Below are 23,349 nucleotides of genomic sequence, written 5' to 3' on the forward strand. Positions count from 1 at the left end.
TCTTATACAAATTAAAGAGCAGGAATTCTTAATACTTGACCTGGATAGATTTTATCTGGATGCGTAAGCATTGGCTTATTAGCTTCAAAAATCACAGGATATTTCATCATATCGCCGTAGTAGGTTTTAGCAATTTTTGATAGAGTATCGCCACTTACAACTGTGTGGAATTGAGCTTCTGGCTCTGGAGTAGCTACCACTAATTGATTATCAACTACGTGTACGCCTTCTACATTTCCTACTGCTAATGCAATTTTCTCAGCATCTTCTTGCTTATCTACTTCCCCAACTAAGGTTACAGTATCACCAGCAATCTTAACAGTAAGGGTATTGAAAGGTAATCCAAGTTTCTGAACATGTGCTAATAGTACACTTGCTTTCAATTCTTCTTTTTGTTCTACTGGTGCAGCCTCTTCTTTGCTTCCGAAAAGTTTCTCGCCTACACCTTTAAAAAATGACATTAATCCCATTTTGTGTAATTTTTGGTTTTGGAGTAAATAAAATTTAACTATTGCAAATGTATTAAAAACTTAGTTTCCGCAAGATAAAATTCATTTTTTTTATGAATTTATTTACTTTTCGGTATAAAAGCTACCAATTATTACATTTACATCCCTTCTGACGAATTTTATCCTGAAAGTAACAAATTATTTTTTTTTTCGTTAGATAATTATATCCATGGCTGCTGTTCGTCTAAAATAAAAGTTTTTTCGGATTCTGATGGTATGAAATTTGCTTTATTTTTAGTATAATTTTCACACAAAGTACTATTAAGGTTCTATTGAGAAGTTGAAATAAAATTTACCAAAAATGAAAATTATTATTACCCTAACAGCCATTTCATTAATTTTTCTTACGATTGCTTGCCAAACCTCAAAAGAAAATATTACACCAATTAGTAATACAACTACCAATTCGACAAATACATCCACTTCCACCACAACAACTTTAAAACCAAGTAGCCAAGAAATTTATGATACTTTTGTGCGTCTTACACTCAAAAATTCGGCAGGCACTGCGGCAATGACTATTAGAAAATGGCTTCCGAGCAAAACCCAAATAAAAATTTATTGGGACGGAGGTCGAACAAGTGCCTTGATAAGTGCTTTAGATAAAGTAATGGCAGATATGAATGCTCTTAATAAATTTAATAAAATGGTCAGAACAGAGGTAGTTGCCGAAGCCGATATTATCATTAATCGTGTCGATGTAGCTACCCACAATAATAAATATGCCAGTTATAAAATAACTAATAGTTCGGTTCAAGGAACAACTTTTACGCAGTGGACAAGTGATGCCATCACGAAGGCAATTGTATGGCTATCGCCCTCTGCTCCAACTACGATACAAAATGGGGTTTTACGTCACGAACTTACACACGCATTGGGCATCGGACATACCGAAAACACCAAATCAATAATGGTAGCAGTAATGAGTAGTAATAATTATGATTTCAATAACTTTTCGATTTTAGATCAAAGAGTGATACAAATTTTGGCTGACAATAGAGTAAAACAGGGCAATTCAGAGGCCAATATTAGTGCTGTAATAAAGGAATATGCAGCCAAATAAAACTTATAAAACACTGTTTTTCAGACTTTTGAAAACAAAACCTGTGTCAATATTAAATTTACAAATTAGATAATAGCAATAGTCAAAAAATATTTTCGTTAATTTACCATAGGATTACAAACATATCTATACCGATGAAATTCAACCAATCATTACTTGCACTTGTAGCCTTTTTAGGCATTTCGATAAGCACCTTTGCACAATCGGAAGATGAGGCGATTAAAGAAACCCTCAATAATTACTTGGATGGCGGTGCCGTAGGCGATACAGCTCGATTAAATCGTGCTTTTTTTGCTTATGCCAACTTACGCAATCTGAGTAAAGAAGGCAAAGTTTCGGAAATGCCCGTGAAAAAATTCATTGCTTCCGTGCCTGCGGGTGGAGCAAAATGGACGAGTAAAATCGTAAATTATAGCTATGCTGGCACAGCCGCAACAGCCGTAACCGAAGAAGAGTTACCAACTTTTAAATTCGTTGATTTCTTGAATCTCTTGAAAATCAATGGTGAATGGAAAATCGTAAGCCGTGTGTATTCGAGAGTTGAGAAAAATGTGGCAGTTGCTTCGTCAAGTCCAAGTGGTGGTGGTTTTTCTACGGCAGCATCAGTTGCTCCAGCTAAAGGAAATGCAGCAGCTAAAAAACCTGCCCCAAAACCAAAGCCTTCGGACGATGGTTGGAAATGATATAAGTTAACGATCGATAGTTCGCAAATCAGCAGATATATCTCACAAAAGCCAGCAGATGTGTTGGCTTTTGTGGTTTTTATTCATTTAGTGCGAGAAATTTGTGGCACATCTTAAAGATGTGCCACAAATACTTTCTTAAATTTTCGATAAAAAAACTGTCACAACTTTTGCACTTTCGGTTGGGTTTTCAAACATTCCTGCATGAGCTACGCCATCCAGAACTGCACTTTGGCTGTTTTTCAACAAAGCAATTTGCTCCAAAGCAGCTATTTTTGGCACAAAAGTATCTTTTTCTCCTGCTAAAATCATAATTGGATAATCGGCTTCTTTCAAAACTGAGGTTTTATCTTCTCGCCCACGCATCGCAATTTGGGCATCCATCAATGCTGCTTTCGGAAAATATGAATAGCGTTCGATTTGTTTTTCTATGAAATCAGCATTTTTTTCCTTAAACTCTTCGGTAAACATATTTGGGTAAAAACCTTTGATAAATTTGGCAGTCCCTTGCTGGTCAATTACACGGGCGGTTTTGAGTCGAATTTCTTTTCGCTCTTCGTTATCTGCATAAGCCGATGAATGGAAAAGCCCCAAGCCCAGAACTTCATCTGCAAACTTTTCGGCATAAGTTAACGCAATATAACCACCCATCGAATGTCCTATGATTACAGATTCAGTAATAGACTTTTCATTTGTGTATGCTTTTAACCAATCAGCATAGCCATCAATACTTTCGATATTGGTTAGTGAGGCATAATCAGGGCAAAAATAAGTATGCTTTTTGGGTAAAAGTTTCAGAAAATCGGTCCAAATGGTGGCATCTTCGCCAAAACCATGCAAGAAAACAACATTCATATTGATTGTAGATTTTATAATGAAAGCTACAAAAAAAGTCTCATTTTGACAACAAAATGAGACTTTAATAGAATTATTTTTCATTGCCGTCTGCCTTAGCTGACGGTCATTAATAATTAAAACAAGATTGGCTTTAGTCTAAATCACGACTACGATTTGACTAAAGTCTATCGGTTACTTGATTCTTCTATACGTCAGCTAAAGCAGACGGCAATAAAATATTCTTTCTCAACTTTAACTAAGCAGCTACTTTCAACTGATAGAACGCCGAACGTTCAAACATATTTTGTGCGTAATCAAGCGTAATCGTAAAGTTTTTGATTGATTTATCCGACGGGATTTCGTACATAATATCGGTCATGATTGCTTCACAAACCGAGCGTAAGCCCCTTGCCCCGAGTTTAAACTCCATAGCTTGGTCAACGATATACTCCAAAACTTCATCCGAAAATTCGAGTTTAACATCTTCCATCGCAAAAAGTTTTTTGTATTGTTTGACCAACGCATTTTTAGGTTCAGTCAAGATTCTACGAAGTGCAGAACGGTCGAGCGGATTGAGGTACGTCAATAAAGGCAGACGACCAATCAACTCTGGAATCAAACCGAATGATTTAAGGTCTTGCTGAGTCACGAAACGCAATAAACTTGTATCGCTGGCAAGGTCAATACTTTTACCCGTATTTGAGAAACCAATCGGGCGAGTATTCATACGTTTTCCGATGTGGCGGTCGATACCATCAAATGCTCCTCCACAAATAAAAAGGATATTTTCGGTATTTATCTGAATCAATTTTTGCTCTGGATGCTTGCGTCCGCCTTGTGGTGGCACACTCACAATTGAACCTTCCAATAATTTTAAAAGTCCTTGCTGCACACCTTCGCCGCTCACATCACGAGTGATAGAAGGATTATCACCTTTGCGAGCAATTTTGTCAATTTCATCAATATAAACAATGCCACGTTCGGCTAATTCTACATTAAAATCGGCCGCTTGGAGCAAACGGCTCAAGATACTTTCTACGTCTTCGCCCACATAACCTGCTTCGGTAAGCACTGTTGCATCGGCAATGGCAAATGGTACTTGAAGCACCTTTGCAATCGTGCGAGCCAAGTAAGTTTTGCCTGTACCAGTTTCGCCAACCATAATGATATTCGATTTTTCAATCATTACATCATCTTCACGTTTTGGCTGTGTTAGGCGTTTATAATGGTTATATACCGCCACACTCAATACCTTTTTGGCCTCATCTTGCCCGATAATAAATTGGTCAAGGTGATTTTTGAGGTCAACTGGCGGTCTTAAATCAAACTTTGGTAATTCTGATTTCTTTTTCTTTTCTTTTTTAGGTGGAGTCACTCCTCCGTTTAATTCTTGTTGTACTAATTGAAAACCCTGTTCGACACAAAAATTACAGATATTCGCTTCTGACCCAGATATTAATAATTCAACTTCGTTTTTACGTCTGCCACAAAAAGAGCAATAAGCTTGTCCAGCATTCATTCGAGCGTATTTTTTTGATTTATCCTACAAAAATACGAAAAATGTTTGGGTTTGTTGTAGCACAATTTTCTAAATTGTTGTCTAACAGCACAATTTAGAAAATTGTGCTACCGAACTACGCCATTCTATCCAAAGCCATAATTTGCTGAGCATAATCAGGCGGTAAAAGTGCTTGTTTTAGGAATTTATCAAATTTAATTTTTTGTGTGAATTTATAAAATAGCAGAAAAGGCTTCAAAACAGAAAAACGAGACATTGACAGTAAATTTCTTGCCCGAAGTGGCACAACGAGTTTTTGCCCTTCCCACAAAATCAAATATCGTAATACACCCAAATGCTTACGGTATTGCTTGTATAAATCATCAGTAAAGGCACTTTTGAGCAAGTTCTCTTGCAAATGTTTTTCCCGAATTACCAACCAATCGGTGTGATTACGAGGTAAATCTTTCAAACCCATTCGCTCTCCTACCCGATTGAAAACATCGAATATCTCTTCTTTTTCGGCATCGGTTAGCTTTCTTTCAAGCAATTCAAAGGCAGAAATTGAATAATGAATAAGCATAAAAAGCACATCACAATACGCCCAATCGGGAATCTTCTTGCCCCTACTCTGCTCAACCGACTGGTGAATTGCCGTGATTTTATCAATAGCTGCAAGGGCAGTTCGCTCATCAGAAAAAATAATTTGTTGGGCATAAACCACCGTAGAAAATAATCTACCGAGCGGGTCGGCGGGAAGTTTACCAGTAAAATAGAGCCAATCTACAGCCTTATTTAATGAAAATTCGGCCGCTGCCCCACCAAAAATAAACAAAATGGTATCGGCATTGCCCCAAATTTCACGGACAATTGAGTTTTTATGTACGAAATTCATGCTCTTGATATTTATTTTATTTGGTCAGACTTGCCGTCAGACCTTATTCTCGCTCAAACCCAAGGTTTCTTTATCGAAAAGAAAAACAGCCAAAATACCCAGCGTATAAGCAAAAATATCTCGCCAGTCGAAAGTGCTACCGATAAGAATCACCAGAAACTTACTGGGTTTGAAAGGCAAATGATTCAGAACACGGCAGTATTGTAAGAATTCAAGAAAATAAGCAAAACCAACCGATACAAGAGCTAAGTTTAAATCAGACGAGTTTAGAAAAGTTTTTAGTAGAAAAAATAAGGCAATTACTGCCAAGAAATCTCCAAAAAAGGGACGAACAATAGCATCATCGACCCAAATAGCGATACCGACTTCTACCAAAAACAGCAGTAAAAAAGTAATAAACGGTTTAAATTTGAACGTAAACATAAGATATTTTTTGATGGGACAGATTTGCAATAAATTTCATCAACAAAAATCCGTAAAAATCTGCGGTGGAACATCGCAGCGGCGAACCGTCAGCGTCATCAGCGTGCCATGATGGTTTTGAAATTTCATTCATAAATAGTCTGAAATTATAATAAAGCATCCACAATGGATAACCGATAATGAAAATACTCAACAAAATCGGCATAATATCAATCGTTTTCAACATTTCAGCAGAAAGTGCCGAAAATATCACCAACCAAAACGTTGTCGAAATTAGATTTATGGAAAAAATCCAAGCCGTTTTCATGTTTTTTGATTCTTCAATATCAATGAAATAAATCAAAAAATAAGAAATTATACAAAATAAAGGTATTAGAAAAAGTAATAACTCTTTGCCTTTTCCAATTCCAATAAGCAGAATTCCGATAAGAAAACAGACAACTAAAGGCAAAACATTCAAGCCTCGAAGCATCCTAATCAAGCGTTCTTCTTCTTCCATTTTTTTAGTTTTTGGGTTGAACAACTGGTACAATCGGACTTGCGGCAACCTGAGCTTTTAGTTTTTCAACAGCGGCCTCATCTGCAAAATTCCATGAACACCAAGTATATCCTTCTTGGCGTTTAAAATATCGTTCTATTCTTGCTATCAACCAGTTTTGATTCCCTTCACTTGGTAGCTTTGTACGATTTTCATAAATAATCGGCAGGGTTTTATCAGAAAGCGTAAGTAAATAGTTGTAATCAACGCCATTTTTGAATGTATTTGAAAGGTTATAACGAGCAATCTGCACATCCCAATTTACCAAAGTCAGTCCCATAAATACTGCATATAAAGCCCAAGTATTTACACGAAACATATAGAAAAACGACTTAAAATCTTTAATTTTTAGCCATAAAGTGCATAATCCAATCAAAGTTATTAGTAAGAAAACACCAACACCAATACGTAAATGCGTCAGTCCGTAAAAATCAATATAATAGTAGTTTCGCAGACTGACTGATATTATCAGAACCACATTCTGTCCAATCCAAGTGTAGGCCAAAGATTTCAGCAGTTTATTATTTTGATAAAAATTGAGGTCTTTACGGAAATAATAAAGTAGAATGGCTATCGACAAAAAGATGCTTAGAATAAGCGTTCCTGTGCCTTCATGCACCAACTTCGAGAGATTCCCCGCCTGCGAATAATCGAAGCTCAACCAAAGAAAATTGATATCTATTACATTGATAATCAGCAATAAAGCATTCACTGAGCCAATAAGCATTAATGCAATTTTATACTCATTACGTTGGTAATTTGAACCTTGTTCCGAAACTTCCTCCGATGGCGTAATATATTCATTTTGAGGAAATAGTTTTAGAAGGTTTTTCGCCACACCCCAATCAAATATTATGCTAAATGTCAGGTAAGTAGCAAACAGAAAAAACCCAACTCGACCCAACGAGGCTTCATCGAAAGTGAGATTGAAAAGACTAATTACATATTTCCAAGAATTATTCACCAACTCATTAAAAACAGGATTGGCATTAAAGAATATCAAGAAAAATACGCCAAAAACCAACATCGGAATGATAGTCAAAAATATATTTCGACTAATAAATCTGGCAAATTTATTTTCACCAAATACCGACTCCGAGGCTCGTTGTAGTAATCTTGGAGCTTCGATAAATGTCGTAAAAAAATTGATGATATATTGCAAAGCCGCTTCAAAAAGTGTTTTTGAGCGACTTTCTTGCATTAAACCAATCATCAGAAAAAACGATGCCAAATGCCCAAGCTTACTCACCACCGAATTATGCACAAGCACCATCAAACCCGACACCAAAGTAAGTACGACAACTACCTGCACATTACGTTTACGAATACTTTCAGGAAACAAAAAGAAAGCTAAAACAAACATTACTAAATTACTGAATATGAAGAGATTAATACCAAAATCTTCTTCCCAAAAAATAGCATTAAAAAGCAGTGGTAGCCCTATCAGGCTGGCGGTTTGAATGGTCTGTTTCTTCATTTTTGTTTCAGTTTTTATTTAATTGAAAGTACTTTGTTTTTCAAAGTTAATTGACAAAAAATATATATTTACGTGCCTTTTATAAACTTCTCAAGTTCATTAAGGTGGTCTTCAAATGCTTTTTTCCCTTCTTCGGTTACGCTATAAACCGTGCTTGGTTTTCGGCCTATAAACTCTTTTTTGAATGTAATATAGTTGGCTTCTTCTAAGGCACGTAAATGCGTAGCTAAGTTGCCGTCAGTCATCGACAAGAGGTCTTTCAAAACTATGAAACTTACCTCGTCATTGACCATCAGCACCGACATAATACCGAGTCGAGCTTTGCTTTCAAATGCTTTATTAAAATTCTGTAATATTAACATCTTTGGCTATTAGCTTTTAGCATTTAGCTATTAGCATTAAAAAATACTGATAATCAAATAGTTATGCTTCCATTACTCTGTTGATGGCGAATAGCCCCTACGATTTGGGAGCTGTACGATCGTATTTAAAATACATTACTGCACCATAAATAATGTGAAACACCCCAAAACCCATCGCCCAAAAAATCAGATTCCAACGTGCCAAAAATAGCGAAATTAATCCTAAAATGATTTGTCCCAAGCCTAAATAATAAGTATCATGTACCGTATATTTACTGGCATTAACTAAAGCCACACCATAAAAAACTAATGTGGCAGGAAAGCAAATCCAAAAGAAACCGTTGTATAATAAACCTAAACAAAAAATACCTCCTGCAAATAATGGAACGAGCATACTGAACAATAGGCGTTTAGAAGTAGAATTCCAAACATTCAAACCTTGTTTCCGAGATTTTCTGACAGTAAACAATATTCCAAAAAACAACGCTCCTACCAATACTAATAAAGCATCAACTAAAAGCAAAGGCACGACTTCTTGTCTAACGGTAGGGTCAAAAAGCAAATATAAGCCCTCGATATGAATTTTTTGGTGAGCATACCAAGCACCCAACAAAGCACATACGCCCGCCGAAATACCCGAAAGTCCACTCAGCGAAAGGAATTTCGAGGAGCGTTCCATCAAGGAGCGAATTTCTTTTAGATTTTCGAGATGTTCGTTCATGAAACAATGAATGATTTTTGAATGATTGAATGAGTGAATAAATTATTTACCCCAAAAATCTTTGGCAAAAATATGATAATTCCGACAATAACCGCAACAATCGACATAATCAAAACTGCCGCAGCAGCTAAATCTTTTACTTTTCCGATTAATTGATGGTATTCGGGTGATACATAATCACAGAGCTTTTCGATTGCCGTATTGAGTGTCTCGACAGCCAAAACTAATCCGATTTGAGTAATAATTATCGTCCATTCAATGGCTGATAGTTTCAAATAAAAACCTGCTGTTAAGACAATTATAGCAGCTAATACATGAAATCGTGCATTGTTCTCTTCCATCAAAAATCGTAACCCAGCAAAAGCATGGCGAAAGCTACGCAGCATTTTTAAGATTTGCATCATGATTCGGAATTAAAATGAGCATCGAAACATACAACACCGCCACAACCAACGTAAAAACCAAAGTTGTCTGAATAGCCAGTGGATTTTGTAATTCTTGAAACGATTTTCGGAACAAATACAATGGATTCGTGAATAAATCCCAACTATTGAATCTTACGAAACGTCCAAGATACAAACCAAAACCTGATAAAACAATGCTTGCTAAAATAACGATCCAAGCTAAAACATTGCTAATAAACTGATTAAGTACTTGATGGGTAACTTGCAGCGAATATAATCCTGTGCAGATTCCTGCCAAAGCCGCAATAAAAAATCCTACGGTATCGAACCATAAAATTTGATTATTGTACTCTCCTAAGTGCATCAAATCAGTAATTAGATAAGGGGCATTCGGAAAGAAAAGTAACCATAAACCCAAATTAATAAAAATAAGTAGCTGCATGGGTTTTGAAATAAATACAGATGAGGATATTCGGCGAGCGACGAGGGCAAAAAGTAATGGCATCCAAGCCAGAAACAGATTCCAAAGTAAAAATAAACCTCGAAGCTGTTCGGTTTGTATCGCTCTGATGATCAATAACAAACAGCACAATGCCGAAAGCAAAGCCAAACTCAAAGTGGCTCGGCTGATTCTGAAAAATATTCTAATTTGATTCGTTTGCATTATTTTAAAAAGAACTTTGTACTGCAAAGTAAATTTTAAAAAAGTCATTATGCAAGCATTTTGTAGATTTTTTTACACTAATGTTTTGATAAATTCGATAGGAACGTCCAAATTGGACGTTCCTACGAGCAGAATTCAATTTTTAATCTAATTCTTTATCACCTTAAATGTTTTAAAAAAACCATCAGTGGTAATTTTGAGCAGATACATTCCGCTTTCGGCGGCGATAAGTTTTGAGTCGAGAATAGGTTTAATTTCTTGCCAAAAAGCCTCTTTTTCCATCAAAACTCCTCCATTGGCATAGTACAATGTTGCTTTCAGTGTTTTATTAGTAAGTTCGTTGAGTGGAAAAATATCAATCGTATGTTCAGTTGGATTGGGTGCAACACTAAAATTGGTATTTAAAGTTTCGGTGCTTAAAACTGGGCCAGCATTAGGACATTTTGGTTTGATAATTTTTTCATAAGTCGAACTTAGCCCTTCGGCATCGGTGGCAGTGAGCGTAACTTTATAAAAATACGTTTGAGCATCGCAAGGGACAATATTCAGCACTGCTTCGCCAGTTAAACGATATGAAGATGTAACAAAATGAATATGGTCGTCGTGGTATAAAAGCACAGACCATAAATACCTCAACTGCTCTTTTGATTGTTCAGCATCGGTCACTTCAGCATTGAATGTAATCGGAAAATCTTTTGAGTTATCAAATTCTTCGATTTTATCAAGGCTCGTGCTATTAATCTGCGGAGGCGTATTATCGACAAAAATACTCATTGATTTACTCGACGAAAGCCCCGCCTCGTCAGTTACTTTCACGGTTGCGGTATAAGTTGCAACTTTTCCGTTTGAATTGTAAGTATGATTTGGATTTGCATCATTCGATTTATTTCCATCGCCAAAATCCCATTCGTATTTCAGCGAAGTGCCTTCTGGGTCTTTAGAATCACTGGCTCGGAAATTGACAGTCAAGGGAGCTTTTCCGAAAATTGGAGTGGCCGATTGAACAGCAGTTGGGCGACGATTGGCATTTGGATTATACGATAATCGTCTGATTTCGTGAATGTTAGGATAAAAATAATTGGTGTAATAAATTGCTCCATCTTTCGGATTGATAGCAAAAGAAGTCGGATGAATATCACTTACAAAATCAATAACTTCGGTCGGATTCCCTTTCGTGTCAAACTTAAAAGCTTTTATCCAACCTTCATAATCGCCGTGGTAATAAAGGTTTTGGTATTCTCTCGGAAACTGCTGATATTTGTACCAAATACCACCAATTGAAGAAATTCCTGAAAACTTATTTCCTTTAAATTGTGGTGAACTCACCGCAAAAGCCTCGCCATCGACAATTCCCTGTGCAAAAGTTCCACGCCAGTCAATTACTGGTTTTTGGTGATTTTGTGGCAAAAACTGAGGGTTTTGATAAGATTTATTCACATAATCAATACCTTCATAAGTTGGCCAGCCAAAATTTAGCCCGCCTTTGGCAGCTACATTTATTTCTTCTCGGTGCGACCAACCCACATCGCCCATGTAAATTATTCCAGGATTCCCATCTGCCGAATTTGTGCTTCCTGTATTTGGTCTAATCGAAAACCGAAATGGATTACGCAAACCATAACTCCAAACCCTTGATTTAGGCGAACGTGGATTTGCAGCTTCATAGAATGGATTAGAAGGCAAGCCATCACCCGTATTTGGGTCGATTCTTATTAACTTACCATCTAAAGAATTGAGGTATTGACTTTTATAAGCATTGATATTTTCTTCGGGCTTTATAAAACCTAAGCTTACAGCCTCTTTAAACCAATCGCTTTGGGTATCATCAACCACGCCATCGGTGGCCAATGCGGCATCTCCAATTGTTGCCAAAAGTGTTCCGTCAAGCCCAAAAACCAATGAACCAACGCCATGATTATCAACCAAAATCGGAATACCAGTCGAAGGCGTTTCACCAACCAAAACTTTTCTTGAGTTCAACTCAATTTCAGTAAAATTGCTCGAAGTAGTTAAAGTATAGCGAGTAATACGCCCAATTGTAGTCTGAAAAGGCGTTTCTTCTTGAGGTGTATAATCAGGTTTGCCGAAATTCAGCACATGATAGCGTTTGGCGGCATATATTAAATAAACATGACCATTTTTCAAGAAATCAGGGTCGAGAGCAAAACCATTGAGTCCATGGTCGCCGTAGTCGAGTACTTCTTCACTTATATCAATAATTGGTTTGGCAGATTTTACGCCATTTTCAACGATAAAAACCTTTCCACTCTTTTCCCATACATACATTCGCCCGTTAGCATCAAAAGTAAGGCCAGTCGGTATCGTCCAATTGTCGGAAATAACTTCATCAATAAAACCAGAAGGCTGAGCGAAGGAGTTAAAATGGAAGAGTTGCAGAATAAAACACCCAAAAACAAGCAAAAATATCTTTTTAGTCATAACAGCTACATAAATTTCAAAAAAACATAGAACAAATTTATGCAATAAGTTGTCAAACAAAGAGGCACTAAAAAAATATTGAACCGTAAAATAAGTTAATTTTGTTTTCGATAGACACCAAGTAGCAATTGTGCTACTAATTTTTGAAAATAGTATATGTCTGAAATAACATTTGATTATAAATCTGTACTGCCACAACTCCCCGAAGAACCTGGGGTTTATCGTTATTTCGATGAAACTGGCGAGATAATTTATGTCGGGAAGGCCAAAAATCTAAAGAATCGGGTAAGTAGTTATTTTTATAATTTCAATCGCCACGACCGCAAAACACGTCGTTTGGTGATAAACATTCGGAGGCTCGAATTTACCATCGTTCCGACCGAATACGATGCACTTTTACTCGAAAATACACTTATAAAAAAGCATCAGCCTCGCTTCAATATCTTGCTGCGAGACGATAAAATGTATCCGTATGTGTGCGTCACAAACGAACGTTTTCCGAGGGTAATTACCACCCGCCGAATGGAAGATAAGAGCAAAGGCAAACTTTACGGGCCTTTTGTCAATTCGAGAGCCATGTATGCTTTGCTCGAAATGTTTAGCCAACTTTATACAATTCGGACTTGTATTCTGAACCTTTCGGAAGAAAATGTGGCGGCCAAGAAGTTTAAAATTTGCATAGAATACCATATCGGCAACTGCAAAGGCCCTTGCGAAAATCGTCAATCAGAAGAAGAGTATAACAAAGAAATTGAGCAAGTACATCATATTCTCAAAGGTAACATTGCTCCAGCCAAGCAATTTTTTGCACAAAAGATGCAAGATTCAGCCGCTAAACTGGAATTTGAAGAAGCTCATCAGTATAAGTTGAAATTGGATTTTCTGCAAAATTATCAAAGCAAAGCTACGGTTGTCAATCCTGCTATTAAGGATTTGGATGTTTTCAGCATTGTTTCTGATGAAAATTCGGCGTACCTCAATTTCATCAAAGTGATCAACGGCACAATTACGCAGAGTCAGACTTTAGAAGTAAAGAAAAAGCTGGATGAAACCGAAGAGGAAATCTTAACGATGTTGATAGTGGAACTTCGACAAACGTATGAAAGTAAGGCGAAAGAAATTGTGACGAATATTCCGCTCGAAATTGATATGAAAGCCGAAATTGCCGTTCCACAAATTGGTGATAAGAGAAAATTGATGGAAATGTCGCTTAAAAATGTGATGTATTTCCAGCGTGAAAAAGCCGAACGTGAGGCCATTGCAGCCAGTGGGGCAACTAATAAACGGGACCGTGTATTGGTAAAACTCAAACAAGATTTGCAGTTAAAATCGCTTCCTCGCCACATAGAATGTTTCGATAACTCGAATATTCAAGGTACAAACCCTGTTTCAGCAATGGTTTGTTTTATTAATGGTCAGCCTTCGGTCAGAGATTATAGACATTACATTCCTAAAACTGTTGAAGGGCCAAATGATTTTGCGACGATGAAAGAAGTCGTAGGCCGAAGATATAGCCGATTGATGGAAGAAAAAGCGGAACTACCTGATTTGATTATTATTGATGGTGGAAAAGGTCAACTGTCGGCAGCATGCGATGCACTCAAAGAAATCGGTCTTTATGGACAAATTCCAATCATTGGTATTGCAAAACGTCTGGAGGAAATCTATTTCCCCGAAGATACGCTGCCACTTTATATTGATAAAAAATCAGAGTCATTAAAACTCATTCAGCGTTGCCGTGACGAAGCTCACCGTTTCGGAATTACACATCACCGTGACCGCCGCAGTAAGAATTTCTTGATTAGTAGCCTCGAAAGTGCTGATGGCATCGGCAAACTAACGGCTACCAAAGTTTTAAAGCAATACAAGACAATTTCTAATATTAAAAATGCACCTGAAGAAGATTTAATCAAACTGATCGGGAAAGATAAGACTCACCGAATTAAGGAGTTTTTGGAGAAGGAGAGTTAGGAAATAATCTCATCAAACCGTGGCACGCAGTACGTGCCACGGAAACAATTTTAAGGTCTTTTAGAAATAACCTTACTTCATAATCAAAATACTTTTCGTCTCTACAAAAGCACCGTAGCTAAACTTCAATATATATTTTCCTGAACTCAAATGTGATAAATTAACAAAACGACGCTCCGAGAGATTGAGAATAGCCTCAGAATGAACAAATTGCCCTTTTTCGTTATAGACTGCCAACAGTGAATTTTCTACATTTTCTTTTGATTCCAAGGTAACCACACCATTAGGTGTTGGATTTGGGTAAACGATAATTCCTGATAACTCAGTATTTGGTACAAATGAATACGCACCCGAAAGATTAGAACGGCAAGTAAGACTTTTGTTTGATACCGTAAAATTTCGGAGTGCTGTAACGGTTATGAAACTTTGATTGCTCGTCTTTAGAAATCCAGTGCTATTCGGTGAAATATTGCCATCTTGTTTCCATTCGTAAGTCAAATCGCTAACTTCCGTTTTTTGTTTTGCTTGTAAAGTGAATGCACCAACTTGGGTAATTTCGGGGGTTTCTGGGCGAGGTTTTATTGAAAAAATTGCAGGCTCAGATTCAACCGAAAAGCATCCATTTCTATCCTTTTGTCGAACAGTCACTCTATAATCTCCTGCATTTCCTAACGTAATAACAGGAGCATTTTGGTTAGTGCTCCAAACACTTTCTGCTATACTTGTAGATGCCAGAGTAATCGTATTTCCTTCACATACTGCGACATCGCTCTGATAAATCACAGGTTTGCCTGGTAATGCAAGCATTTGGGCTTGAATGATATTTGATTCAGGCGAAGCACAACCAGAAGTATTAATTCCTCGCACACTATATGATCCTGTATTTTTTACAGTTATCTGTTTTTGAGTTTCGCCAGTATTCCACAGAAAAGAAGTATAATCGGGGCTGTCGGTCAATAAATCTGTACTTGTTCCTTCACAGAAAAAAGGACTTTGCTTTGCATAAGCAAAAGGTATTGTGGAAGGAAATACTTTTTTTACATCAATAGTAGCGGTAAAGAAATAGTTACCTGTTTGGTCACGTACTGTTCCGCTAAATACGCCTTCTGATGCCGAAAGCGTTGTAGCAGTTGTATTATTTGACCATTTATGTGAACTATATGAAGTGGGTAAACTCAGCGTAACTTTATCAATTACTTGGCAAGAAGCATTTAAAGAAACAATTGGTGAAGGTAAAAATGGCGTTGATTGAGTAAAAAAACGATTTGTCATTTTTGTATCCCAAGCCTTTGCCAAATCTGAAATACCAGCATCTGTAAAATGAACACCCTCTGGTCGAGGAACTTGAATAGAATCAGTAAATGGCCCTTCAAAGATAAAATCCGCAGGATTAATCACACTATTCTGTGCATTGATTACGGTTGGATATGTTTGGTTAGTTTTGAATAAAGAAGAGCGAGAAACCATCCAATTTATTTTTTTACCCGTTTCTGTTCGGCTTTTCTCGATGATTTTTTTAAGAGCCGTTACATAATACTCTTGTGTAGTATTGAGTTCTGATTCAGCTTCTCCTTGATCCCACAAAACCGAACGGAGTCCTAACTGAGAAATATAATATTGTAAAGAAATTCGTAAATAAGAATAAGGTGTTTCACGAGGGAATGTAAACTGAAAAAATGGATGTTTGGTAGAAACCCCAATCGAGCTACTGTACCAATTTTCAATACTCGTACCTTCGTAAGCAGCATTGAAAAACATAATCGGCACATTGAGGCGTTTGGCCAGTAAATCGCCTAATTCACCCCAACACCAAGCACCTTGACCACGTGGAGCAATAAATGACGTTCGTTCGATGTGAGAAAAACTTTGAAATGGAGGGATTTCGTCTAAAAAGTCTATCTTTTGATAATCAAAACAATTTACACGGTCATCGACAGAGGCTTTTTCTCCAAAATTTCTTTTTCCTTCAGCATTTGATTGACCAGCAATCAAAAACACTTCACCAATACCAACTTTTTCGACTGAAGATTGAGCAACAACGGCACCGTTTTTCCAGCTTCTCACTTGTAGCTGATACCAGCCACCCGAACCTTTTATTGAGCCTATAAATGAGCCATTTTGTGGTTTATCTTTTATTATAGTCCAATCAGTAGCTACGCCTTGTCCCGCTTTTATAGGCACGAGCCTTGCTTCTATTTTCTCGACAACTCCCTCATAAATTCCTGATATATAGACACTTGAAGTGTTATTATTATCTCTTTGGAAGACACTTCTTGTTAATGGCAGGTTAATTGTAATTTGGGCAAATCCAGCAAGATTAATGAATAATAAAACAACAGACAAAACAAGGTTTCGCATCAGTAAATACTGTATTTTGTTAAAAAATGACCACAAATATAGTCATTTTCTTAAATCTTTCTTAAAACAACATGAGTTTTGAATTATTAAAAGAAATTTGCTGCCTTAACTACTCTTTTCACTCAGCCATTTTCTTACTTTTGATTCCCACTCTGCTTGCCCTTGACGAAAAAGACTGTGATTGGTTTCGGCATCATATTGCTTTTGAAGCAGATTCATTTCTCGATAAGATTCCAAATATTCGTATTGAATCATACTATTCAAATCAATAATCAAATCTGCTTTCATGGCAGCAATTTTCTTTTTGAAACGCTCGGTTACTACTCTGGCAATATCAAAATGTAGTTGTTCGTGAGCCAAAGCATAATCGTTTAGAGAACTTGGCAAAACCCAAGACATCCCTCTCACCATGTAAGTTTTTGTTGAAACTTTGGCCACAATATAGCCGTCAATTACCTGAAAACTTGCCCCATAAGCAAAGTTGGCAAAGATAGCAGCTCCATAGCGAGTGTTTGTTGGTTTTCCTCTGAAATCATCCCACGTAACTTTCCGGGTATGATGATAAATCGTGTCGTTATCGTTTACATCTGTTTCGGGAAGAAAAACAATTTTAACGCCTTTAATAAGTGCTTCGTGTTTGCTCCCGTTGAGGGTGAGCCATTTATCAAAATATTCGAGTGACTTGATAAATAAAGAAGCTAAAATAGTCTCGTATTTCCCACTGGGCATTTGGGGATCTGAGCGTAAAAATGAGGTACTGGTGGTAGTTTCAGTGAGCGAAATCGTGTCTTTCTTACCGATTCGGTCAAAAGCAACCTTTAACTGTACTTGTCCCGAAAAATTGCCGTTTGGCAGTTTTGTTTCACTTATTTTTAAATCAAGAATTCGGTATCTAAGCGAAAGTTGGGTTTCTTTGTTTGGCAACGATTGCGTAAGAAATTTCTTAATTGTAGGCTCAATTCCACCTTTAAAACTAATCGATTCTTTTTGTGTAGCTGATAAAAAAACACTTCCAATGTTTTCTCGTTGTGGTCGAACATCAACTACACTATTGATGGAAAAACTCGGAGAAAAGCTCACTTTTTCCATACTAAGGCTAATCATTCTTTGCCCAAAAGACTCGAAAAATAACAGTAAAATTGGTAAAAGTCTGAGTATTTTCATCGGATTTCTGGTGTTTAAAACTCAAAAACTACTCGTAAGTGATGCACTAAAACCCGTATAAGCAGGCGTAAGCCGACAAATACCGCCCACACACAAAAGCCCTTCACGCTGACGACCGTAGCCAAGTGATAATCGGTGACTTTTATAGCTAAAAGCCGAACCAATATTTGGGTAATGCGTTACTTTTTCAAAGCTAAAGCTACCATAATTGATTTCATCAGAAATATAAAAAAAATATTTGGGAGAAACACTGTATTCTACCAAACTCATGGCCCAGTTTCCTTTGTCTTGCTTGGTGGCTAAATGCTGTAATTCAAAACGTAAAGCCTTCTTTTTCAAGAACTTGACAGTTCCGTCAAAAATAAAAGTATAAGATTTTACCATTTCTTGATAAGTACCCAAAATCTGTCCTTTGTTATAATTGAGATAAACGAAAACGATGTTGGTCTTAAACTTCTTCGACCATTTTTTCTCAAATTCTATATTCAAATCTCGGTAATATCTTTCTTTTCCAATTTCAAAAAAACTACTCTTATAACCTTCTTCGCCTTCAATTGTTTTTTTATTCAGAGCATTGAGTGCCGCAAAATTGAGCGAAAGCGTAGCATCGTTTTTAAATGTATAAATGGCATCAAGCTGTCCGCCAACTTCGCCCATCACTTGCGAGGCGTACGGATAAAGCGTCAGCAGTCGATAAGAATGTTGTTTGGTTGTGGCAGGAATAAAACTTAGTAGTGCATTATTGAGGGTTTCGGAGCGTTGACTGCGGAAATCGAAATTATCAATACGTTTGAGATTTAACGCCAACGAAAGTTTATCGAAATCCAGATTACTATTTATCAATAAAGCCGAACCTCGATGCGTAATGTAGCGATTGGCTGGCGTCCCATCAGCCGATTTCGTGACGTATTCCGTCGAAAAACTAAAATTATTTCTCTGAAAATTTAATCTTCCACCAACTGTCCAAACGTTGGGTTTTACGCTTGTCAGAATACCATCATAAGGTTCGTTTTTGTTTACAAAACTGAGTCCCCCGCTCCATTGATTGGTGGCCGAATCTTTACTAAATTTAAAATCATTATCAAGCCCAATTACCAATCCGTCGGCATGCTTAAAACCCAATCTTTGTTTACCACCTATCAATTTTATTGTATAATTTTTAGTTGGATTGGCTTTTAGTTGAAAACCATCGAGCGAAGTATCCATACCCAAAAAGCGTTGTTCTTGTGTTCGGAGAATCATTCCACTACCAAATTGTTCATAAAAATTGCCTACCGTTGCCGTGATTTTTTTGTTTTGGTAGGTCAAAAATTTATTAACTAATCCTCGTCCTTCCAAATTTAATGGATAACCCAACAAGGGAGGAAGGTATGCTTCAAACCTCGCTCCTGCTCTAAATTTACGATATTGTGCTTGTAATGTAAGGTAATTATTTGAGGCTATTTTTGAATCTAATTGTTCATAAATCAGTGAATTATCATTGGTATATCGCTGAAAATCAGATTGGATGCTTCCAGAAAATGACTGCCCCCAAATCCTCGATGGGGAAATTATGAAAAGAAAAATCGAAAGAATAGTGGAAATATTATTCATTGCCGTCTTGGGCGAACCTGTCTGCTCTATCTGACGGTACTTCAAACAAACATTATCAGACTTTAGTCTAAAACAGTAATACTTTCTCATTTAATTTTTCGGATAGCTTCGATGTAAGCTTCTTCATCGCCCGAAGCGTAAGAAGTGTGCTGATAAATGATTTTACCTTGGGCATCTAACACAAACGTATGCGGTACGTTAAGTACATTCAAAGCTCGTTGAAAATCGCCATTTTCATCAATATACACTTCAAACTGCCATTTTTTACTGTTTACAAACGTCGGCACACGCCCTTTACTTCGACTATCATCAACTGAAATAGCAATAAATCTGACTTTTTTTTCGGCTTTCCAATCTTCTAAATTTTCGTTGATGGCATTGATTTCTTGCAAACAAGGCTTACACCAAGTAGCCCAAAAACTAATGACTGTTGGTTGAGAGGCTTCACCAAATTGTTTTGTAGAAATCGACTGGCCTTTTAGGTCTTTTATTGAAACATCGGGTAGCGATTTTTGAGCGAAAGTGTTGAGAAGGTGCAGAGTAGCAAAGGCACAAAGACACATAGTTTTAAGAACTTTGGCATTTATATTCCTTAACTTATTTGGGTTTGTCTTTGTGCCTCTGTGCCTTTGTGGCTTTGAACCTCGATTCATAAGTTTCATTTATAAATAAAAACGCAATTCTAATGCCAAAGATTGTAAGGCATGATTTTTGTAATTGTTTCAGGAAAATACATCACGATGAATAAAACACTTCTCAAGGCGATTGTCTTTGTTTTTAGCACGTTTGTGTTCGTGCAATGTACCAAAGAAACTGCCTCCGAGCCAGAACCTATTGTTATAACCGAACCCGTTTCGACCGACCCAAATATTGGTTGTACAGATGCCGTTGCTACCAATTTTAAATCAACCGCCACCGAAGATGATTGTAGCTGTAAATATGATTATATAAGTATGATTTCGAGCACAACTCCACAAGATTTCACAAAAAAAATCTTACTCGAAGAGCACTCTGGCACTTGGTGCGGTTGGTGTCCGTTGGCCAAAGAAACCTCTAAAAAGCTGACTGCAAATTCGAGAGTGATAAGCGTTGAGATTCATTATAATGATGAAATGACGGCCGATAAAGATAAAATTTATAATCCACTGAAAAATAAATATGGGCATCCTGCTTGGCCTTCAGGCATGGTAAATCGTAGAAAGTCGATTGTGGGAAGTACATTTATCATTGGTGAGAGCGATTGGGCCGCAAATGTCAATGATTTACTAAAAACCGAGAAAGTTGCGGCAGGAATTGCCATAGAAAGTAATCTAACTGGAAACGAACTCACGGTTTTGAGTCATGTAAAGGTAAATACCGTTGCGGATGACACCTATGGTTTGGGGATTTATTTGGTAGAAGATAAAGTTTCTGGCTTTCCACAGGCAAATTATGCAAGCCGAAATACCCTTTTTCAGAAATATGAAGCCTATACTTTGCCGTCAATGATTGATAATATTCTGCACGAAAACGTTGCTCGTGATGCAATCGCTCCTTTGATTGGAGGTTTAAATATCCCAACCGCAGCTACCAAAAACAGTAAACTTTACAAGAAACTATTCAAAATTACGCTTCCAAATAGCATTAAGGTAAAAGAAAATTGTCAAATTGTGGCATTTTTAATAAATCAGAAAACCAATGAAATCGTAAACGTTCAGATTGCTGCAATTGAAAAAGTGAAAGATTGGGAATAAAATTAGTCGGCAGTTTTCAGTCAACCGTCCACAGAAAAGCAAATTTATTCTTTCTTCAATCATTAAAATATCTTGAAAACCTCTGTATATTTTGATATACAGAGGTTTTTTGTTTATTTAGAAGGCAAAATAAAATTTACTATGGCAACCAATAAAACCACCGAAACAAACGCAAGCATTAGCGATTTTATTAATCAAATCACTGACGAAATCAAACGCAACGATGGCTTTCGGTTAGTTGAGATTTTCCAAAATCAAACAAATCTTGAACCTAAAATGTGGGGACCAAGTATCATTGGTTTCGGAAGTTATCATTATAAATATGCCAGCGGGCATGAAGGCGACGCTCCATTGGTAGCATTTTCGCCACGAGCTACAGCCATTTCTTTGTATCTGCATTTACCAGCCGAACGGAGAGAGAATTTATTGCAAAAACTGGGCAAAACTAAATCAGGAAAAGGCTGTATTTATGTAAAGAAACTCGCTGATATTAACCTCGATATACTTAATGAGTTGATTGATATTTCGGTGAATTCTCTCAAACAATTATATCCATCTTGAAATGAAAATTGGATTAGTCAGACATTTTAAAGTAAAGCATAAAGCCCCAGAAAAAATATTACTAACTACTTCTGAAGTTATCGAATGGTTTTCGGGATACGATTTGGCAGATGTAGAGCATCAAGCAGTAGATTTGAAAAATGTAAATTGGGAAAGATGTTTTAGTAGTCCACTTCCAAGAGCCATGACAACCGCAAAATCTATTTTCGACGGAGAGATTGAAATACTCAATGAACTAAAAGAATTAGCGGTTTCTCCTTTACTCAATAGTAATCTAAAACTTCCTTTTATCGTTTGGGCAATAATCATTCGTATTAAATCTTCTTCTGAAAACGATACGCTGAAAAAATTTAGAAATACGATTAAAGCATTTGTTGATGAACTATTATTACAAGAAGAAAAACAAACGCTTGTGGTGAGTCATGGATTTGTGATGATATATTTGCAAAAAGAGTTAAAAAGGAGGGGTTTCAAAGGCAAAAGTTTCGGTAGTCCCGCTAATGCAAAAGTTTATATATTTGAAAAATAGATACCCAATGATAATCAAAGAGATAACCACCCTTACACCAACCATACAAACAGCCATTCAACATTTCATTGACTTGCTCGTAACCACGCCCTATACGGCTTCTAATGAGACTCTTACGGCTCTTGTAGAATCCGAAAACAGCCATTTGTTTTTAGCTTTTGATGAGGTAGAACACATAATGGGGATGTTAACCGTAGGAATGTATTACAGTCCAACTGGCAAAAAGGCGTGGGTTGAAGATGTAGTAGTAGATGATACTTTTCGTGGACAAGGAATTGGCGAAAAACTGGTGCAGCACGCTATTGAGTTTGTGAAATCGAAAAATGTAAGTTTATTGATGCTCACCTCACACCCAAGCCGAATTGCAGCCAATAAACTCTATCCAAGAGTGGGTTTCAATAAACGAGAAACCAATGTTTATAAAATGATTCTTGAATAAAAATCATGAATTTAAAGCCTTACGAAAATAGCTTCCGCAATGAGATAATTGAGGTTTGGGAAAGTTCGGTCAGAGCAACGCATCTTTTTTTGAGCGAAACAGATATAGAATTTTACAAATCGTTAGTAAAAGATATAAATTTCAATGAATTTGAGGTTTATTGTGCTTTTTCTGATAAAAATCAGCTTATTGGATTTATGGGAATAGCCGAACAAAAACTCGAAATGCTATTTCTGAAACCCGATTATATAGGTAAAGGATTAGGGAAATCAATGACAAAGTTTGCCATTGAGCAACTCAAAGTCAATGAAGTTGATGTAAACGAAGATAATACAAATGCAGTTTGTTTCTATCAAAACTTAGGTTTTGTACAATACGAACGTACACCACTCGATGGCTGTAACAAACCTTATCCGATTCTGAAAATGAGACTATAATTTCTTTGTAATCAGACTGTCTTAGTTATTGCCATTTATTTACGTGCATCT

Annotated in this window: 24 protein-coding genes; 8 read left to right on the plus strand and 16 right to left on the minus strand. The window is 36.8% G+C overall.

Going from position 1 to position 23,349, the window contains the following annotated elements; translation table 11 throughout:
• Positions 1-11: 11 nt before the first annotated feature.
• Positions 12-470, minus strand: coding sequence for a peptidoglycan-binding protein LysM (gene lysM, locus ABR854_RS13530; RefSeq protein WP_350265941.1), 459 nt, complete (start codon positions 468-470; stop codon positions 12-14).
• A gap of 340 nt (positions 471-810) precedes the next feature.
• Between lysM and ABR854_RS13535 the strand changes: the two genes are divergently transcribed.
• Positions 811-1,572 carry a DUF2927 domain-containing protein gene (locus tag ABR854_RS13535; protein WP_350265942.1) on the plus strand — a complete coding sequence of 254 codons (762 nt, stop codon included), beginning with the start codon at positions 811-813 and terminating at the stop codon, positions 1,570-1,572.
• Positions 1,573-1,706: 134 nt separating this feature from the next.
• Positions 1,707-2,255 carry a nuclear transport factor 2 family protein gene (locus ABR854_RS13540; RefSeq protein ID WP_350265943.1) on the plus strand — a complete coding sequence of 183 codons (549 nt, stop codon included), beginning with the start codon at positions 1,707-1,709 and terminating at the stop codon, positions 2,253-2,255.
• Positions 2,256-2,393: 138 nt separating this feature from the next.
• On the opposite strand, the gene ABR854_RS13545 is transcribed toward ABR854_RS13540, so the two are convergent.
• From ABR854_RS13545 to ABR854_RS13595, 11 genes are all read right to left on the minus strand, one after another.
• Positions 2,394-3,110 carry an alpha/beta fold hydrolase gene (locus ABR854_RS13545; RefSeq protein WP_350265944.1) on the minus strand — a complete coding sequence of 239 codons (717 nt, stop codon included), beginning with the start codon at positions 3,108-3,110 and terminating at the stop codon, positions 2,394-2,396.
• A gap of 238 nt (positions 3,111-3,348) precedes the next feature.
• Positions 3,349-4,611, minus strand: coding sequence for an ATP-dependent Clp protease ATP-binding subunit ClpX (clpX, locus tag ABR854_RS13550; RefSeq protein ID WP_350265945.1), 1,263 nt, complete (start codon positions 4,609-4,611; stop codon positions 3,349-3,351).
• A gap of 115 nt (positions 4,612-4,726) precedes the next feature.
• Complete coding sequence (locus tag ABR854_RS13555; protein ID WP_350265946.1) at positions 4,727-5,485, minus strand: oxygenase MpaB family protein; 759 nt, start codon at positions 5,483-5,485, stop codon at positions 4,727-4,729.
• Positions 5,486-5,521: 36 nt separating this feature from the next.
• Positions 5,522-5,908 (minus strand): ribosomal maturation YjgA family protein, encoded by a 387-nt coding sequence (locus ABR854_RS13560; RefSeq protein WP_350265947.1) that lies wholly within the window; start codon positions 5,906-5,908, stop codon positions 5,522-5,524.
• Complete coding sequence (locus ABR854_RS13565) at positions 5,889-6,407, minus strand: hypothetical protein (RefSeq protein WP_350265948.1); 519 nt, start codon at positions 6,405-6,407, stop codon at positions 5,889-5,891. Before ABR854_RS13565 ends, ABR854_RS13560 begins: the two co-directional genes overlap by 20 nt.
• Before the next feature lie 4 nt (positions 6,408-6,411).
• Positions 6,412-7,923 (minus strand): DUF4153 domain-containing protein, encoded by a 1,512-nt coding sequence (locus tag ABR854_RS13570; protein WP_350265949.1) that lies wholly within the window; start codon positions 7,921-7,923, stop codon positions 6,412-6,414.
• 68 nt (positions 7,924-7,991) lie between these two features.
• Positions 7,992-8,285: a winged helix-turn-helix domain-containing protein gene (locus ABR854_RS13575; protein ID WP_350265950.1), complete on the minus strand. Its 294-nt coding sequence runs from the start codon at positions 8,283-8,285 to the stop codon at positions 7,992-7,994.
• A gap of 97 nt (positions 8,286-8,382) precedes the next feature.
• A complete protein-coding gene (locus ABR854_RS13580; RefSeq protein WP_350265951.1) occupies positions 8,383-9,006 on the minus strand; it encodes a hypothetical protein in 624 nt (207 codons plus the stop codon).
• Positions 9,003-9,410, minus strand: a complete 408-nt coding sequence (locus ABR854_RS13585; protein WP_350265952.1) for a diacylglycerol kinase family protein — start codon at positions 9,408-9,410, stop codon at positions 9,003-9,005. Before ABR854_RS13585 ends, ABR854_RS13580 begins: the two co-directional genes overlap by 4 nt.
• Positions 9,382-10,074: a DUF1361 domain-containing protein gene (locus ABR854_RS13590; protein ID WP_350265953.1), complete on the minus strand. Its 693-nt coding sequence runs from the start codon at positions 10,072-10,074 to the stop codon at positions 9,382-9,384. Before ABR854_RS13590 ends, ABR854_RS13585 begins: the two co-directional genes overlap by 29 nt.
• A gap of 147 nt (positions 10,075-10,221) precedes the next feature.
• Entirely contained in the window at positions 10,222-12,513 is a 2,292-nt protein-coding gene (locus ABR854_RS13595; protein WP_350265954.1) for a PQQ-dependent sugar dehydrogenase, read from the minus strand.
• Between the two features lie 156 nt (positions 12,514-12,669).
• Between ABR854_RS13595 and uvrC the strand changes: the two genes are divergently transcribed.
• Complete coding sequence (gene uvrC, locus ABR854_RS13600; protein ID WP_350265955.1) at positions 12,670-14,484, plus strand: excinuclease ABC subunit UvrC; 1,815 nt, start codon at positions 12,670-12,672, stop codon at positions 14,482-14,484.
• A 72-nt stretch (positions 14,485-14,556) separates the two neighbouring features.
• Here uvrC and ABR854_RS13605 read toward each other — a convergent pair whose 3' ends face one another.
• The 4 genes from ABR854_RS13605 to ABR854_RS13620 form a co-directional block, all read right to left on the minus strand.
• Complete coding sequence (locus ABR854_RS13605) at positions 14,557-16,842, minus strand: T9SS type A sorting domain-containing protein (RefSeq protein ID WP_350265956.1); 2,286 nt, start codon at positions 16,840-16,842, stop codon at positions 14,557-14,559.
• Positions 16,843-16,947: 105 nt separating this feature from the next.
• A complete protein-coding gene (locus tag ABR854_RS13610; RefSeq protein ID WP_350265957.1) occupies positions 16,948-18,006 on the minus strand; it encodes a DUF922 domain-containing protein in 1,059 nt (352 codons plus the stop codon).
• Between the two features lie 21 nt (positions 18,007-18,027).
• Complete coding sequence (locus ABR854_RS13615) at positions 18,028-19,689, minus strand: DUF6029 family protein (RefSeq protein ID WP_350265958.1); 1,662 nt, start codon at positions 19,687-19,689, stop codon at positions 18,028-18,030.
• Entirely contained in the window at positions 19,686-20,162 is a 477-nt protein-coding gene (locus ABR854_RS13620) for a TlpA family protein disulfide reductase (RefSeq protein WP_350265959.1), read from the minus strand. Before ABR854_RS13620 ends, ABR854_RS13615 begins: the two co-directional genes overlap by 4 nt.
• A 141-nt stretch (positions 20,163-20,303) precedes the next feature.
• On the opposite strand from ABR854_RS13620, the gene ABR854_RS13625 reads away from it, so the two are divergent.
• The 5 genes from ABR854_RS13625 (at position 20,304) to ABR854_RS13645 (ending at position 23,298) form a co-directional block, all read left to right on the plus strand.
• Positions 20,304-21,332 carry an Omp28-related outer membrane protein gene (locus tag ABR854_RS13625; RefSeq protein ID WP_350265960.1) on the plus strand — a complete coding sequence of 343 codons (1,029 nt, stop codon included), beginning with the start codon at positions 20,304-20,306 and terminating at the stop codon, positions 21,330-21,332.
• A 141-nt stretch (positions 21,333-21,473) separates the two neighbouring features.
• A complete protein-coding gene (locus tag ABR854_RS13630; RefSeq protein WP_350265961.1) occupies positions 21,474-21,893 on the plus strand; it encodes a DUF1801 domain-containing protein in 420 nt (139 codons plus the stop codon).
• Position 21,894: 1 nt separating this feature from the next.
• A complete protein-coding gene (locus ABR854_RS13635; protein ID WP_350265962.1) occupies positions 21,895-22,422 on the plus strand; it encodes a histidine phosphatase family protein in 528 nt (175 codons plus the stop codon).
• 7 nt (positions 22,423-22,429) lie between these two features.
• Positions 22,430-22,861, plus strand: a complete 432-nt coding sequence (locus tag ABR854_RS13640; RefSeq protein ID WP_350265963.1) for a GNAT family N-acetyltransferase — start codon at positions 22,430-22,432, stop codon at positions 22,859-22,861.
• 5 nt (positions 22,862-22,866) lie between these two features.
• Positions 22,867-23,298 (plus strand): GNAT family N-acetyltransferase, encoded by a 432-nt coding sequence (locus ABR854_RS13645; protein ID WP_350265964.1) that lies wholly within the window; start codon positions 22,867-22,869, stop codon positions 23,296-23,298.
• Positions 23,299-23,349: the final 51 nt, after the last annotated feature.

It is taken from the genome of Emticicia sp. W12TSBA100-4 (assembly GCF_040253585.1).
Lineage (GTDB): Bacteria > Bacteroidota > Bacteroidia > Cytophagales > Spirosomataceae > Emticicia.